This window comes from Lacinutrix himadriensis (assembly GCF_001418105.1).
In the GTDB taxonomy this organism is placed as follows: domain Bacteria; phylum Bacteroidota; class Bacteroidia; order Flavobacteriales; family Flavobacteriaceae; genus Oceanihabitans; species Oceanihabitans himadriense.
Genome location: NZ_LIQI01000017.1, coordinates 21650 through 37085, shown reverse-complemented (window position 1 = coordinate 37085; position 15436 = coordinate 21650). Strand labels below are relative to the sequence as shown.

Here is a 15436-nt window from a genome sequence, read left to right as displayed (position 1 = left end):
TAAGAAAACATGAAATTACTAAACGACTGGAAACTTATAACATTATTATGTTTAACCTTAGGTCTAGCTCCTTTTTTACCCGAACCTCATATTATTGGAAAACTAAAATGGGTTTTTGGTGGTGCAAAAGGAATGCAATTTATGGATTGGTTTGATGTTGTTTTACATGGCTTTCCTTTTATATTACTTATACGATTAATCCTATTAAAACTTATTTCAAAAAATGCCGCTTAACATCGTACTCATAGAACCAGAAATACCCAACAATACAGGAAACATTGGCCGACTAGCATTAGCTTCTGGATCCAATTTACACTTGGTGAAACCTTTTGGTTTCGAAATTACAGACGCGCGTTTAAAACGTGCCGGATTAGATTATTGGCAACACCTCAACTTACATTATTACGACAATATAGAGGACTTTCTAAATAAAAATAAAGATGCCAATATGGTGTTTCTATCTAGTCATGGAACGCAAGATCATTGGGATATTGCTTTTGAAGATAATATGTTTTTAGTATTTGGTAAAGAGTCGGCAGGCTTACCTAAAGCCATTACAGAAAACAATAAAGACAAGCTATTTAAGATCCCTCTATACAGCGAACATGTTAGAAGCTTAAACTTAGCCAATGCAGTAAGTATTGTTGTTTATGAAGGTTTGCGTAACTTGCAGTAAGGATATAGCTTGGCTTTCTAACAAAAAACAGTTAAATTCGTTAAACCAAAGTCTAACGCCAGCTCTGGCATTACATTAATACATTATAATTATGAAATTAAACTTATTGTCTTGTGATGCACAGCGACCAGATAAAAGAGCAATAGCCCAATGTATAGCAGAAGTTTCTTCTAACATAAGTGATTCTTTAGCGCACGAACTAACAGACATCCTTCTAGAAGGCGATGCTGTAGATATTGAGGTACAGGATAAAAATTCTGGTTCGGCTTTACGATCTTTACGTAAACTAAGTATTGACTACGAAATTATAGAATAGCTAAAATTCTTTTTCTAGCCTTAAAATTAAGGCGTAGAATTAGAAACCTGTAGCATCTTCCCATTATACAGTTTATTTCCTGTAAGTGCAAAGTCATGAATATATGCAGCCATTTGCGCTGCTGTTGTTGGTGCTTGATAATCCGGAAAAGCTTCTTTTAGCATTTCGGTTTGAACGGCTCCTAAAGCCAACACATTAAATTGCGGACCTGTTTCTTTATATTCTTCGGCAAGCAGCTCTGTTAATGTAATAACGGCTCCTTTACTAGAGCTATATGCTGCAAGTCCCGGAAATTTCATACTCCCTTGAACACCTCCCATAGAACTTATAGTTACGACATGACTATCTTGTTTCATAAATGGTAAAACGGTTCTAGTCATTTCGGCAACACCAAAAACGTTGGTTCTATAGACGTTTTCAAAATCTTCCATAGTTGTTTCGGCAAAAGGTTGATTTAATAAAGTTCCTGCGTTATTAATCAAAACATCTACCTGCTTCCATTCGGTTTCAATAAATGCCGCTACTTTTTTATAGTCTTCTGCATTGCATAAATCGAAAGCCATAGAAGTAATATTTTCAAAATGCAGATTATTTACGGGTTGTGCATTTCGCGATAATGCCAATACATTATGTCCTTCATTTGCAAAAAGGTGTACTAGTTCAAAACCAATTCCTCTACTTGTTCCTGTAATTATTATGTTTTTCATTTATTTACTTTTTTTGAAGTTCAGCAAATACTGTATTTAACTTCTTGTTTTCTATAAAAGTGTTCGCTTTTTCCTTAATCTGCTCCTTAGTATACGTAATCCTTTCATTTATTAATGGATGACTACTAATATATTTTAAACTTTCAAAATCTTCACTTTCTGTCTCTTCTTTTAAAACCTGAAAAAGTGCTATCATTCCTTCCGGATTTACCTTATTTGCATATAATAATTCTAATCCGCCTTGGTCTGCTTCTTGTTCTAAATCACGAGAATAACTCATTCTTTTAAACAAGTGTGCGTTTTCTATAAAAACAGAAGTGACACCATTGATATCCCCAAATACGACAGACAGAAAAATATATCCAGATAGATCTCTACTTACATTTTTTAAAACATGCCGTTTATTGATATGCGATACTTCATGACCTAATAATGCAGCTAATTGATTTGCTTCTGTAAGCTTATCTAACAATCCAGAATAGACTACAATCTTACCTCCAGAAATAGCAAATGCATTAATTGCATCTTCATCCACCACATATAAATCTAAAGGGTATTCTGCCTTTAAGTCTAATTGATTTGCGAATTCTTGTAATATTTTGGAGCGCTCTTCATTTATTTCTAATTCCGGTTTTATAGTATTAAATACAAAATCACCAAAGTTCTTTACATATTTACTATTTACATTCTGTGCAAATTTTTCAGCGACATTAGGAATCACATAAAAATACATTCCTGCACTGAAACCCACAATTAATAGCATTAGTAATGCAATAGACTTTAGCTTAAATTGATGTAAAAAAGTATCCACTTTACTGTGAAGCTTTTTTTGCTCAGGATGTTTCTCTATTTCTGGTATTAGCAAATCATCTTCACATTCTATATATTGAAAAGGATACTCGCCGTAACTAAAGCTTTTAATATTTTTAGTATAGACTTTAGAGGACTTTATATTAGTAACATCCCAACGTATGCTATTTGAAAAAGGACTAGTGTTGTCCATACTAATTTTCCAATACTGAGGAAACACCACTAAGGTAGCTTCGCTAGATTTAGAGGACTTTCCGTCAAAATATGTTACTATAAAGGTTCTCATTATAAAAGATCTAAATCAAAGAAATCTAAATAATCATCTCCAGCAGCATCGTTATAATTATCTAATTCCGCTTGTTGTATTTCGTCTTCATTAAATGCACCTTCTAATTCCAGGTTATTAATAAAAAAACCAAGCGTTCTTGTTGCTACCCAAGGAGAAGCTAATCCTAAAGTGAAAACGATTAAAAGGGCATTAATAACTACCAACTCAAAAACATCACCTGCTGCAATATTAAACTTTGTTTTTATTCTTTTTTCATCTTGAAACAATTCGATATTCTGAATATTAAATTGGTATAATTCGCGCATATACCAAAAAGAGTAAATACCTAAGGTGATATACGTCAAGAAGATTCCTTTAAAATGAATGATAAATAAATCGAATCCATCACCTTTAAAGCTAAAAGTAATGTTACCAAATTTCAGGTGTTTAGTGATGTACTTTTTTAAATCTACTTTAAACCAAGAAGAATAAATTCCAAAGGTTAGTATCGTTAACAAAAATCCAATCACACATAATTTATATAACTCTTTTCTGTTTCCAAAATATTTAAAATGAATACCTCTCCAAGACGACCTAGAAGATCGATATCTAGCAGAACCATGAATAGCTAATGGTATGATTAAAATAATAGATCCATAGAAAAACAAAAGTGCAACTGCTGTTATTGTACCATTTCCAGAAGATGCTCCATATAATAAAAATAAGTATAGCGCTACAAATAAAACATAGACCTTGATAAAGCCTTTAAAAACTTCATTTCCTGTTCCATGAAAGGTGAAACGATTTCCTTTAAACTCGGTAGCCTGATAAAAATACTTTAGTTTTTCTACTTTTGCCCAAGGATAATATAATCCTAAACTAACAATATTTAGTAGTAAATTTTTAAAAAATATAATCGCATATTCCGATCCTTTTCCTAAAAATGAAAATTTATGTGATGTAGTTTTTTCTGGTATTAAATCCATGTATTCAATTTATTGATTAAAATTTGAGGTGTAAAATTATGAGGTTACAAGAACAAACAGCAAAGGTATTATAGTACAAACACTTCTGTTTATCGTTGCTATTATACGGTGTTTATTTTCCTTTTAGAGTGACTTCTTTAGTTGGTGCATTCATCATTCCTTCTAGTGCAGGAATCATTTTATTCATAAAACTAGACATGTGTTCATAATCCATTTCACTAGCCTCATCATCTACATGATGGTAATATTCAAAGTTTGTAAAATCGAAAGTGGAAATGGCATGTGCAGGAATATTAAGTTCATTAAAGAATGGATAATTATCCGATCTCATAAATAAATTAAACTCCTTAGCTTTCGGAAAAAAACCAACGATTTCTTCTCCTGCATATCGGTTTAAAGTTTCAGCAAAATTAGATCGTTCAAAGCCACTCATATATGCTATCGATTTATCAGCGGTTCTTGGTACGCCAATCATTTCAAAATTAATCATGGTATAGGCATTTAATCCTGCTTCCTGAAGTCTTTTTGCTAAATGAGCAGAACCTTTTAATCCCATTTCTTCCGCAGAATAAAGCGTCACTAAAATACTGCGTTTGTTGGTTTTTGTTTTTGCAAAATATGCTGCAAATTCCATTGCTGCTATAGTTCCTGATGCATCATCATTTGCTCCATTAGCAATACTATCTCCATCTACTACTTTTGCAAAACCAATATGATCATAATGACCACCTAAGATAATATATTCGTTTTTTAATTTTGGATCATTCCCTTCTACAACACCAACAACATTAAATCCTTTTATAGTTTCCTTATTGGTTACTCCATCTTTAGTTCCTTTTTTTGCTATTTCAAAATCATCACGGTAGGTTTCAAAGTATGGTTTGATATTATTATCTTTTAAGAACGTCTCTATAAACACAGCGGCTTTTTCAATACCCACACTTCCTGTTGCTCTTCCTTCTAGTTCATCGGAAGCTAAATACTCCATACTTTTCTGAATGGATTCTAAAGTAATGGATGCTTCTATAGCACTTTCTGAAGTAGCTTCTGTATTGGTAACTACTTTTGAAGAACCACAACTTAAAATGGAAACAAAAATTAATGTTATTAGTATTTTTTTCATGAGATACATTTAGAGTATAAATATAAAAAAATCCTGTTAGTAACAGGATTCGCATTTGGTTTATCTTTCCGATAATTAATAGCTCTTTTTTTAAGAATAAACCTATTTTATTTTTTTGCTATTTTGAAAACCGCAGATGAATAATCCTCCATTTGTACACGTATAAAATACAATCCTGAAGACAAATCACTATTAAATATTATTTGATTTTCTTGAAGGTTAATATTGGATACTTGTTTTCCTGAAATATCATAAACAATTACAGATTCTATTTTGCGATTATTCGTATCTATATAATGTACCCTATCTATAAAAGGATTTGGATATAATTTAGAACTAGCAACTTCAATATCATTAATACTTAAACTAGAAATACAATCTTGAGAGATGGTGTTTTCATTTTCTAAGATTCCTTGCGGATTAAAATCATTGCCTTGAAAGCCTAAAAAAGTACTAGGATATTTTTGGGCTTTAAAAACGACATTTTGATTTAATGGAATAGCACTTCCTTGGGCATAATTTTGAGCTGCAACAGGATTTTTATAAGACCATAACAATTCGCCTTGTAAATTTATTTCAGAAATACGTCCTGTAGTAGCTTCACATATAACAAAATTACCGTTTGGCTGCATATTAGCGCCACTTTGAGAGTTACTATACATGGTAACATTAAGGATATCTCCACTCCAAGTCCAATCAAAATCTAAGGGAGCAAATACATTTCCCGTTACTGTATATTGACCATTAACATCGAATTGTGTTTCTATTATATTTACTGTTGAAAAGTTAGTAGGACGACCTAAACCGTTATTAAACACAGAAATCATTCCTGCATTTGGGTAACCATCAGGAATCCAACGAGGATCATGTTGTCCATATAACAAACGAGAATTAGCGTCTCCTTGATTATAATTTTCAGGATTTCCCCAACGCCATAAAATATCACCTCCTTTTCCAGAATTACCGCCACTACTTGAGGATGCTTCTAGAGTAGTTGTACTGTGGTCTATGATATAAATCTCACTAGATGTACGGGAAGATATTACTATTTGATCTAAGGTTTCATTGTAATCAATCCCATTTGTATGGAGCCAATTAGTAGATGTTTGCGAATCGAAATTTAAATCCATTAATTCTGGATGATCAGCAACTACACCATAATTAGGTTTGGTATTGTCAAAATCTTGAATTAAATGATCCCAAAATTTCCATTCCCAGACAATTTCAAAATCATTGGTTCCAATAGGTCTTATTTCTAAAACTCTTTCCGAAGAAAAATTAAGTGGCAATAAAAAATCTGTATCTCTACCTTGGGCTGTTGCTTCTGCTGGACTATAAAAATCACGTGCCAAAACCAAAATATTACCATTAGGTAAAAGCTCTATATCGTGATGCAAACTAATTCCATGAGTATCAAAGTTTAGAAGCCAAACTAAATTGTCATCCCAATCTCTAATCTCAATTTCATTACTTGCAAATTTAATAGCTTCTCCGTTTTCAGATAAATAAGACACGGATACATTACTATTAAACGTCCAGCTATTTACTACTTGACCACAAGTATCTAATAAGTATAAATCACTATCTTGTTTATAACTCATTAGCAAATAACCGTCAGAAACTTCCTCGTCATGATACAGTAATCCCATTGTATTTTGAGATTGAACTTTAAATACAATTAAGAAAACGAAGCAGACAAGAAAATTTCTAAACATTATTTATGATACTATCATGGTAACAGGATTTTCGATATACCCTTTTAACGTTTGTAAAAACTGCGCTCCAGTTGCTCCATCTACTGTTCTATGGTCACAAGCAAGAGTAAGTTTCATGGTATTACCCACTACTATTTGTCCTTCTTTAACTACAGGTTTTTCAACAATATTTCCAACAGACAGAATTGCAGAATTAGGTTGATTAATAATAGATGTAAAACTTTCAATACCAAACATTCCTAAGTTAGAAATAGTAAAAGTACTTCCTTCCATTTCATCTAAAGCTAGTTTTTTGTTTCTTGCTTTACCAGCATATTCTCTAACCGCTCCTCCAATTTGCGTTAAACTTTGCTCGTTAGCAAACTTAACTACAGGAACTAATAAACCGTCTGGTACAGCAACTGCAACACCAATATGTACATGGTTGTTTAATTGCATACGATCATCAAACCATTGTGAGTTTACTTGAGGATGTTGTTTTAATGCTAAAGCACAAGCTTTAACAATCATATCGTTATACGATATTTTTGTATCTGGAATAGAATTGTATTGTTTTCTAAATGCCATTGCATTTTCCATATCAAACTCCACATTTAAATAATAATGTGGTGCTGTAAACTTAGACTTCGCTAAGTTTTTAGCAATTGCTTTACGCATGTTTGAATTTGGTACCTCATCAAAATCTTCTTGTCCTGTTGGTACAAATTTACCAACCGAAGCAGTAGCTGCAGAAGGTGTAAAGTTTTCTATATCACGTTTTACAATTCTTCCGTTTTCACCAGATCCTTGTACTTGTGATAAGTTTATTCCTTTTTCATCTGCCATTTTCTTCGCTAAAGGAGAAACGAATACGCGTCCATTAGCATTTAAATTAGCGTTTGAATTTGGAGCAGGTTTCGAAGCTTCTTTTTTAGGAGCCTCTTTTTTAGTTTCCGCAGGTTTTGGTGCTTCTACTTTTTCCGCAGGAGTTCCCTCTGCATTAAAGTTTTTGGCTATATCTGAAACATCTGTTCCTTTTGGGCCAATTATAGCTAAAAGAGCATCTACTTTAGCAGAATCTCCTTCTTCTAATCCTATATATAATAAAGTTCCAGATTGAAAAGACTCAAACTCCATGGTTGCTTTGTCTGTTTCAATTTCTGCAAGAATATCTCCTTCTTCCACAACATCACCAACTTTTTTCATCCAAGTAGCAACAGTACCTTCTTCCATCGTGTCGCTTAATCTTGGCATAGTAACCACTATTACTCCTTCTGGAATTGCAACACCTGTTGCCGATTCTGTTTTTGTTTCTGTATCAGGTTTCTCTTCGACCTTCTCTTCGGTTTTTGCACCTGAAAGTATTGCAGAAATATCTTCTCCTTTTTCACCTATAATTGCTAAAAGCTCGTCTACTTTAGTAGTTTCCCCTTCTTGAACACCAATGTGTAATAAAACACCTTCGTGAAAAGACTCAAATTCCATGGTAGCTTTGTCGGTTTCAATTTCTGCAAGAATATCTCCTTCTTCAATTTTATCTCCTACTTTTTTAAGCCATGTTGCAACGGTACCTTCTTCCATCGTGTCACTCAGTCGAGGCATATTAATTATTTCTGCCATAGCTTATAGTTTATGTTGTATAAATGGATAATCTTCTTGTTCGTAAACTACATCGTACATTACGCTTTTGTCTGGATATGGAGATTCTTCTGCAAATTTCTCACATTCGCTTACTAACGCTTTCACACGCTTCGCAATAGCAGCAATATCATCTTCAGTAGCATACTCTTTTTCTAAAATAACCTCTTTTACTTGCGTAATAGGATCTATTTTTTTGTATTCTTCTACTTCGTCTTTTGTTCTGTAATGTTGCGCATCACTCATAGAGTGTCCTCTATAACGGTATGTTTTTAATTCTAAAAATGTTGGTCCGTCACCGCGACGAGCACGTTCTAGTGCTTCATCAAAAGCTTCAGCAACTTTTATTGGGTTCATTCCATCTACTGGTCCGCAAGGCATTTCATAACCTAATCCTAGTTTCCAAATATCGGTATGATTTGCAGTACGTTCTACAGAAGTTCCCATGGCGTACCCATTGTTTTCACAAACAAAAACTACTGGTAATTTCCATAACATTGCCATGTTAAATGTCTCGTGTAAAGAACCCTGTCTAGCAGCTCCATCACCAAAACAACAAATAGTTACAGCTCCTGTTTCGTGGTATTTATCTCCAAAAGCCATTCCAGCTCCTAAAGGTATTTGACCACCAACAATACCATGACCTCCATAAAAACCTTTTTCTTTAGAAAAGATATGCATGGATCCACCAAGACCTTGAGAAGTCCCTGTTGCTTTACCAAATAGTTCTGCCATTACGCGTTTTGGGTCTACTCCCATTCCTATTGGTTGCACGTGATTTCTATATGCAGTAATCATTTTATCTTTAGAAAGGTCCATTGCATGTAAAGCTCCTGCTAATACTGCTTCTTGGCCATTATAAAGGTGAAGAAAACCTCTTACTTTTTGTTGAATGTATACTGCTGCTAGTTTGTCTTCAAACTTTCGCCAGAATAACATATCTTCATACCATTTAAGGTATACTTCTTTGGTGATTTTTTGCATTGGTAGTGCTACTTTAAAGAAATTATAAAATTTTTGTTTTTATTACCAATATTGAATTGGCCTTTGCTGCTTTGTTATATGGAAATACTTATAAAAATAAATTTTTCAAAAATAAGTTCCACTAACAAAAGTAATACTTTAGTTAGGAATAAAAAAGGCTGAAAATCGTAAAGTTTTTCGAAAACGATTTCGAAAGGTCTATAGAACCGATTTATCAAATACTAAAGGTAACAAATTAGCAAGAGAATTCGATTTTACTATTTTTCCTGTTTCTCCCATGAAATAAAGTTCTATAGCATCCTCTTGTTTTACTTCGTATTCTGCAATGGCTGTCTACATGCGCCACATGGAGGAATTGGCTCTGTCGTTTTATTTTTCACAGATCCTGCTATTATTGCCATCGTTTTCATTGCAACGCCAGGATATTTTGCTCCTGCGTAATAAATTGCGGTACGTTCTGCACATAAGCCCGATGGATACGATGCATTTTCTTGATTACTTCCTGTTACTACTTCTCCATTTTCTAATGCTATTGCAGCACCAACAAGAAATTGAGAATAAGGTGCATACGCATTTAATCTAGCTTCCATTGCTTGCTCCATTAAAGAAGCGATGTTTTTTGGTAATTCGTTAAAATCATCAAAAACGGTTAAAGTAGATTCTATTTTTATTTCTTTCATCTATTCGTTTTTATTGCCTTTTATATAAAAGATGTAACCTTATAAAAAATACATCCTTTTTTAATTAGGTATTTATCCTACCTGTTTTAGCGTTTAAATATAAGAAACTCTAGTATACCAAAAAAACTTTAAAAACAATCGACTGCATTCGTTTCTATTTCCTTTAAATCCCATTTGGTATAAGCCAAAAAAAACTATTGCTTTTGGCAATAGTTTTTTTTGGTATTTCTATATTAAGTATTAATATTCTGTATACGTATCTGCACCAAGATTGAAGGCTAAAGAAAAACGCAATGTATTTTCTAAAGGACTTGCCACTTTAGATGCACCGAATAAATACGATAAATCTACAGTTACTGCACTAAATTTAAATCCGGCACCAATAGCAAAAAACTTTCTTGCTCCTTTTTCTTCTGCCTCGTTAAAATATCCTGCTCTAAAAGCAAACGAGTCTTGATAAGAATATTCTGCACCAATAGCGTATGTAAATTCTTTAATTTCTTCACTAAATCCTCCTGGAGCATCTCCAAAAGATTGAAACATACCAGAAATAAAGCTTACGTCTGGATCTTTACCATCTATAATATAATTATCATTTACTAGATCTCCTTTAGGACCATCTATATCTTCATTATATTCACCATTACCATCTACATCTGTATATTCATACTCATCACCAGTAACTGGTGGTGTTGGCACTAATAATTTAGTAACCTCTCCTGTTACGGCAACTTTATTGTAATCGTCTAATATAAAATCAAAACCACCACCTAAACGTAAGGTTGTTGGTTGAAAGTTCTCTACACCACCTTCTGCGTATTTAAATTTTGGTCCAATATTTTGAATCGCGAATCCTAAACGTGTTCTACCATTAAAACTATCATACGCTTCTTCTTCACTTTGGTAGTATCCTGAAATATCTACACCAAAGGTGCTAGCTGCTTTTGCATCAGGATCAAAACCGTCTAACTTTAAATCTGAATTTAAATAACGCATACCTACAGACATGGCAAATTGTTCACTTAACTTAAGTGAATAAGCGACATCTAATGCAAATTCATTTGGCTTTTGAATTAAAGGTTCCGAAAACTCATCTTGAACAAATTCTATTTCTCCATAGCTGAAATATTTTAAACTAGCTGAAACAGCACTTCTTTCTGTTAATTTATTATAATAGGAAACATATGAAATAGAAATATCATTAACCAATTTGCTTAAATAAGGCGTATAATTAAATCCTACTCCTTGTTTAAATGTTGAGAATGCATATTTAGATGGATTCCACTGTTGTGAATTAGCATCTACAGAGGTTGCAACTCCCATATCTCCCATTGCAGCTGCTCTTGCGTCTGGTGCAATAAGCAAAAATGGCATACCAGTTGTTATTACCCTAGAATCGTTAGAGTGGGCAATTACAGTAGTTTGGGCATTTATTTTAGCAATTAATAATAAGCATGCTATAGTTAAAATTGACTTCTTCATTTGGTATCTTTTATTTGACAAATATAAATTAATATTATAGTATTACAAGTTTCTCTATTTTTTCGACCTTTTTATTTAGGGTATTAGAGCGCACTGTTAGTTTGTAAACATAGACTCCTTTTCCAATTTTATCTCCAAAATCGTCTCGTCCATCCCAAACAATATCTCTAGATAATGCAGATGCTCCTTTACCACAACATTCGGATGAATTATTGGTTTGCCCGTTTAAGGTTCTCACCAATTTACCTGAAACTGTAAAGATTTGTACTGAAACGTCTAAGACTCTGAACTATTGTGGTTAAACCAAAATTCTGTATAATTTACAAAAGGGTTTGGATAATTTAAGACGTTATTAATTACTAGTTTTTCGTCTTCATCATACACCACAAATTGAATTTCTTGTATGGATGAGTTATTATAAACATCCCAAGCTTTAAGTGTTAAGGTATGTAAACCAGGTTCTAAATCTCTAAAAGGATAATTTACTAATCCTTTGGTATAATCATCTACTTCCGTTTGGTAATAATCATTTAAAACAAAAGGGTTTGTTTCGTCTCCATCTATAATAGCAACAATATCATGACCAATTCCGCTGGCTGTATTGATTCCGTTTTCATCTTCTAATTTCACTAATAGTGAAGGAGATTCATTCGTTATACCTCCAGAAACAAAACTTTCGTCATTCATATAAAGGGTTACTAGAGGTCCAGCATTATCTTCTGGCGCATCGGCATTGATACCTCCTATTTTAATAGTTCCTACACTTGCTCCTGTTTGGTCTTGTAGAAATGGAATTTCAGATTTCGCATAAAAACTAGCTTTACCAAATCCTACAGGAATACCAATATCTCTTGGCACTACAAACTCAAATTCAAATAAACCATTGGTTATAGAAGCTTGTCCTCTAAAAATGATTTCACCTAATGTTTTATAGTTCAAATAAATCAATTGGTTTCCTTCTCGAGTTCCATCATTTGCTAGTGTTCTTCTATCTATTTCTTTATCGTAAATAGTTGTAGATAGTACGCCGTTATAGTTAGTAAGCAAATTACCAGATACATCGGTTACCTCTCCAGATAATTTTACACGCCCTAAAGCTTCCAAAGTATCTGTTTCGTCTTCTATAAGTACATCATTTATTTTAGTCAGTCTTATATTAGGTTTTGCAAAGGTTAATTTCATTGCTGGATCGCCAATAAAAAACACTAATCTTCTTTGTGATATATTAGAAATAGAAGGATCATTTTTTGTTAGTCTAAGTGCTTCGGCAATGGAAGGATATTCGTCATCGGCATAATCATCTGTATCATTATAAGAAAACATATATTCTCCTAAAACTTCATTAAAAGTAATACCAACACTTACAAAAATCTGTCTTGTGGTTGTTACTAAAGCTACAGCACCTCCTGTTTCGTTCCAAAAAGTATATTCTCCTGCAGTTGGTCTTAACGGGTTATCAAATCGAGTATATTCACAGGTAACGGTTACGAAACAATTTAGTCTACAAACATTATTTACGTCTTGTGCATCTGGTTTCTCAAAAATATGTTCATGTGCAAGTCCGTCTTCACCACCATGGCCAAAGTAATTAACTACAAGTGCACCATTTTCTATGGCACTAACTAAAGCTTCTTTTACTTTAGGGTAACGTGCACCACCAGCCGAAGCTTCTTGTAAATAAGCATCCGAATGTATTTTTATTGGATTTAAAAACGGTTTCTTTTCAGCTATCGTATTTGCTAATTGATCGGTGGTTTCTTGAAGTACTCTTTCCCAGGATTCGTCTACATCATCGGACACCACAACAAAATTATTTCTCCAACTACCATAACTTGCTTCATTGTGATAGGAAATAATTTTATCTACAATCTGTTTTGCTTGTTGCGATGAGTTTACAAGAACTCTACCAACAGCGATGTCTAGTTTTTCTGAAGGCTCCATAGTTCCTTCATTTGCATCCATCATTCCAAAAAAGTCATCCGATACAAAAGAGTTTGTTAAGTTAAAACTTTCTATCGCGTGCCAAGAAGGAACCACATTGGTATTGTTTGATAATCTTTCTTTATAGTCTATAGATCCATCTCCAAAAAGGCATAAATACTTTATTTTATTTTCTGGCGTACTTGCATTATCGTAAATATACTTGACAAAATTTCTAATAGCACCAATATCTTGGTTTCCTGTACTAAACTCTTTATATATATTATCTAATGTTTCTACTTTTACATTTAAACCATATTGTTGTCTGTTTATATCGGCAAGTCTTTCTGCTTGTGTTAAAAGATAACTAGGTGTTACAATTAAATAATCTACATCTTGAAAATTCCCTTGATCATTTAAAAAAATAGTTCCCTTTAAATCTTGATTGGTTACCGTAGTATTACCATCTCTTTTTGGAAGATAAACATCTGCATTGGTAACGACAGCATATTCTTTAAAACTTCCTAAAACAGAAGTAAAACTTAAAGAGGCACTTGCATCTGTATTAACAGCGGTAGTAATGTTAAACCTGTCTGTAATGTCCCAAACTTCGGAAACATTTGTAGCATTGGTTAAAGTATATCTTCCAATTCCTGAACTTCGAACAACGTCATCATTTTTGAAAACAAATTGATTTCCTGAAAAATTTAATGCACGAGTTGCTTCTATTGAAATATAATCTAAATATGCATTAGAGCTCGGATTCCCTCCATTATCATAATTAAGGTTTACAGAAATTTCTGAAGAATTAAGATTTACATTTCCATTAAAAAGAGCTTCAACAGCTAGATTCGGACTTCCAACAGCCGACAAACTTAAAGTAGTTATAGCACTTCCATTTACATCTATCTGCATACTTGAAGCCGTTTCGGAATCTGATGCAACAGAAACTTTAAGTGCTACTGGTTCACTTGTAACTAAATCCGGAAAACTAAAGGTAAATGTTTTACTACTTTCTATATCGAACTTATCCCCTAACCATCTTCGGCCTACATTTACTAGGTTATATTCATCTACTTCATGAAATTGATAATCTTGAAATTGATTAATTTCTAAATCTACAGTACCTGTTGGTTGTATAAAAGGCTGCACCCTTTTACCTTGTCCATTACTTATGTTTATATAATAGTATGTTTTATCTGTATATAAGTTGATGTTGGTTTTACTTTCCGCTTCATATCCTCTTGGACCTCTCGCATAAAACAAAATATAATCCTCATTATTAAATGTTCCATCATTTTCACCTACAACTCGTATGGCATTTTCTTTAATGTCAAAGTGTTGTTCGGCAGCATTACTATAAGGTATCATTTGTCCGCCATTACCAAATAATTTAATATTTCTAGGGTCCACACTATTCACATTAACACCTAAAGAACTTAAAAAGTTTTTAGAAATTTTAAAAACACCTGTCGTATCTACATAAAAACGGTACCATTCACCAGAACTCAAAACAGAATTTGTAATCGCTCTTCTTGATGTATTAGAAAATCTAGAGCCATTACTATTATTATAATTTACAGTAAACGATGTTATTTTTTTATAAACGCCATTTTCTTTAATTATAGGAGAAACAATTAAATACGCATTACGTTTATCTCTAGCAATAGAATTAGCCAAGCTATATTTTAATTTATTTGGAATTGTTTTAAGGTCCACTCCTTTTAACTCGTTTAAAGAGATACTTGCGTAACTTACTTTAGATAAAGTTGCAGAAGTTTCATTAATAAGGCTGGAAGTATTCCATTGTGCTACAAACTGTAAGCCATCCTTTAAAGTATAATTAAAATGTTCTTTATCAAAGGCAGGAACCTCTATAGAAAATTTTTCGTTGGATATCGTTTTGTAGTCTTGCCAGGTAATTTTAAATGTTTGCTGCTGCGCAAACATCATCAACGGCATTATTAGTGTGAGTATAAGTAATTTCTTTTTCATTGCATAAATAACGTGAATAATTGAATGTTATTATTAAAAAACATACAATTTTAAAAAATCACATCGAAAGAACAATACTATTTTATAAAAATGTTCGTTATTAGCTTTACAAATGAACGATGAAATTATAAAAAACATCGTTATAAGGTTTAATAAC

13 protein-coding genes and 1 pseudogene are annotated in these 15436 nt (G+C 32.9%); 3 read left to right on the top strand and 11 right to left on the bottom strand.

The window, feature by feature from the left end:
- Window positions 1-9 precede the first annotated feature (9 nt).
- The 3 genes from AMD28_RS04805 (at window position 10) to AMD28_RS04795 (ending at window position 992) form a co-directional block, all read left to right on the top strand.
- Complete coding sequence (locus AMD28_RS04805; protein WP_055443027.1) at window positions 10-234, top strand: hypothetical protein; 225 nt, start codon at window positions 10-12, stop codon at window positions 232-234.
- Entirely contained in the window at window positions 224-676 is a 453-nt protein-coding gene (locus AMD28_RS04800; RefSeq protein ID WP_055443026.1) for a tRNA (cytidine(34)-2'-O)-methyltransferase, read from the top strand. Before AMD28_RS04805 ends, AMD28_RS04800 begins: the two co-directional genes overlap by 11 nt.
- A 91-nt stretch (window positions 677-767) precedes the next feature.
- Window positions 768-992, top strand: coding sequence for a hypothetical protein (locus tag AMD28_RS04795; protein ID WP_055443025.1), 225 nt, complete (start codon window positions 768-770; stop codon window positions 990-992).
- A gap of 26 nt (window positions 993-1018) precedes the next feature.
- Here AMD28_RS04795 and AMD28_RS04790 read toward each other — a convergent pair whose 3' ends face one another.
- From AMD28_RS04790 to porU, 11 genes and pseudogenes are all read right to left on the bottom strand, one after another.
- On the bottom strand, window positions 1019-1699 hold the full coding sequence (locus AMD28_RS04790; RefSeq protein ID WP_055443024.1) for an SDR family NAD(P)-dependent oxidoreductase: 681 nt from the start codon (window positions 1697-1699) through the stop codon (window positions 1019-1021).
- Window positions 1700-1703: 4 nt separating this feature from the next.
- Window positions 1704-2795: a M48 family metallopeptidase gene (locus AMD28_RS04785; RefSeq protein WP_055443023.1), complete on the bottom strand. Its 1092-nt coding sequence runs from the start codon at window positions 2793-2795 to the stop codon at window positions 1704-1706.
- Window positions 2795-3763 carry a YjgN family protein gene (locus AMD28_RS04780; RefSeq protein ID WP_055443022.1) on the bottom strand — a complete coding sequence of 323 codons (969 nt, stop codon included), beginning with the start codon at window positions 3761-3763 and terminating at the stop codon, window positions 2795-2797. The genes AMD28_RS04785 and AMD28_RS04780 overlap by 1 nt, the downstream gene beginning before the upstream one ends.
- A gap of 112 nt (window positions 3764-3875) precedes the next feature.
- The gene (locus AMD28_RS04775; RefSeq protein ID WP_055443021.1) at window positions 3876-4886 is read right to left on the bottom strand and encodes a M20/M25/M40 family metallo-hydrolase; all 1011 of its coding nucleotides are present in this window, start codon (window positions 4884-4886) and stop codon (window positions 3876-3878) included.
- A gap of 107 nt (window positions 4887-4993) precedes the next feature.
- Window positions 4994-6535 carry an aryl-sulfate sulfotransferase gene (locus tag AMD28_RS04770; RefSeq protein WP_055443020.1) on the bottom strand — a complete coding sequence of 514 codons (1542 nt, stop codon included), beginning with the start codon at window positions 6533-6535 and terminating at the stop codon, window positions 4994-4996.
- A 69-nt stretch (window positions 6536-6604) separates the two neighbouring features.
- A complete protein-coding gene (locus AMD28_RS04765; RefSeq protein ID WP_055443019.1) occupies window positions 6605-8200 on the bottom strand; it encodes a pyruvate dehydrogenase complex dihydrolipoamide acetyltransferase in 1596 nt (531 codons plus the stop codon).
- Window positions 8201-8203: 3 nt separating this feature from the next.
- Window positions 8204-9202, bottom strand: coding sequence for a pyruvate dehydrogenase (acetyl-transferring) E1 component subunit alpha (gene pdhA, locus AMD28_RS04760; protein ID WP_055443018.1), 999 nt, complete (start codon window positions 9200-9202; stop codon window positions 8204-8206).
- A 198-nt stretch (window positions 9203-9400) separates the two neighbouring features.
- Window positions 9401-9882, bottom strand: a pseudogene (gene cdd / locus AMD28_RS04755) (cytidine deaminase).
- A gap of 240 nt (window positions 9883-10122) precedes the next feature.
- The gene (gene porV, locus AMD28_RS04750; protein WP_055443017.1) at window positions 10123-11364 is read right to left on the bottom strand and encodes a type IX secretion system outer membrane channel protein PorV; all 1242 of its coding nucleotides are present in this window, start codon (window positions 11362-11364) and stop codon (window positions 10123-10125) included.
- Between the two features lie 34 nt (window positions 11365-11398).
- Window positions 11399-11602, bottom strand: coding sequence for a hypothetical protein (locus AMD28_RS19060; protein ID WP_338035223.1), 204 nt, complete (start codon window positions 11600-11602; stop codon window positions 11399-11401).
- 38 nt (window positions 11603-11640) lie between these two features.
- A complete protein-coding gene (porU, locus tag AMD28_RS04745; RefSeq protein ID WP_338035222.1) occupies window positions 11641-15279 on the bottom strand; it encodes a type IX secretion system sortase PorU in 3639 nt (1212 codons plus the stop codon).
- Between the last annotated feature and the right edge of the window lie 157 nt (window positions 15280-15436).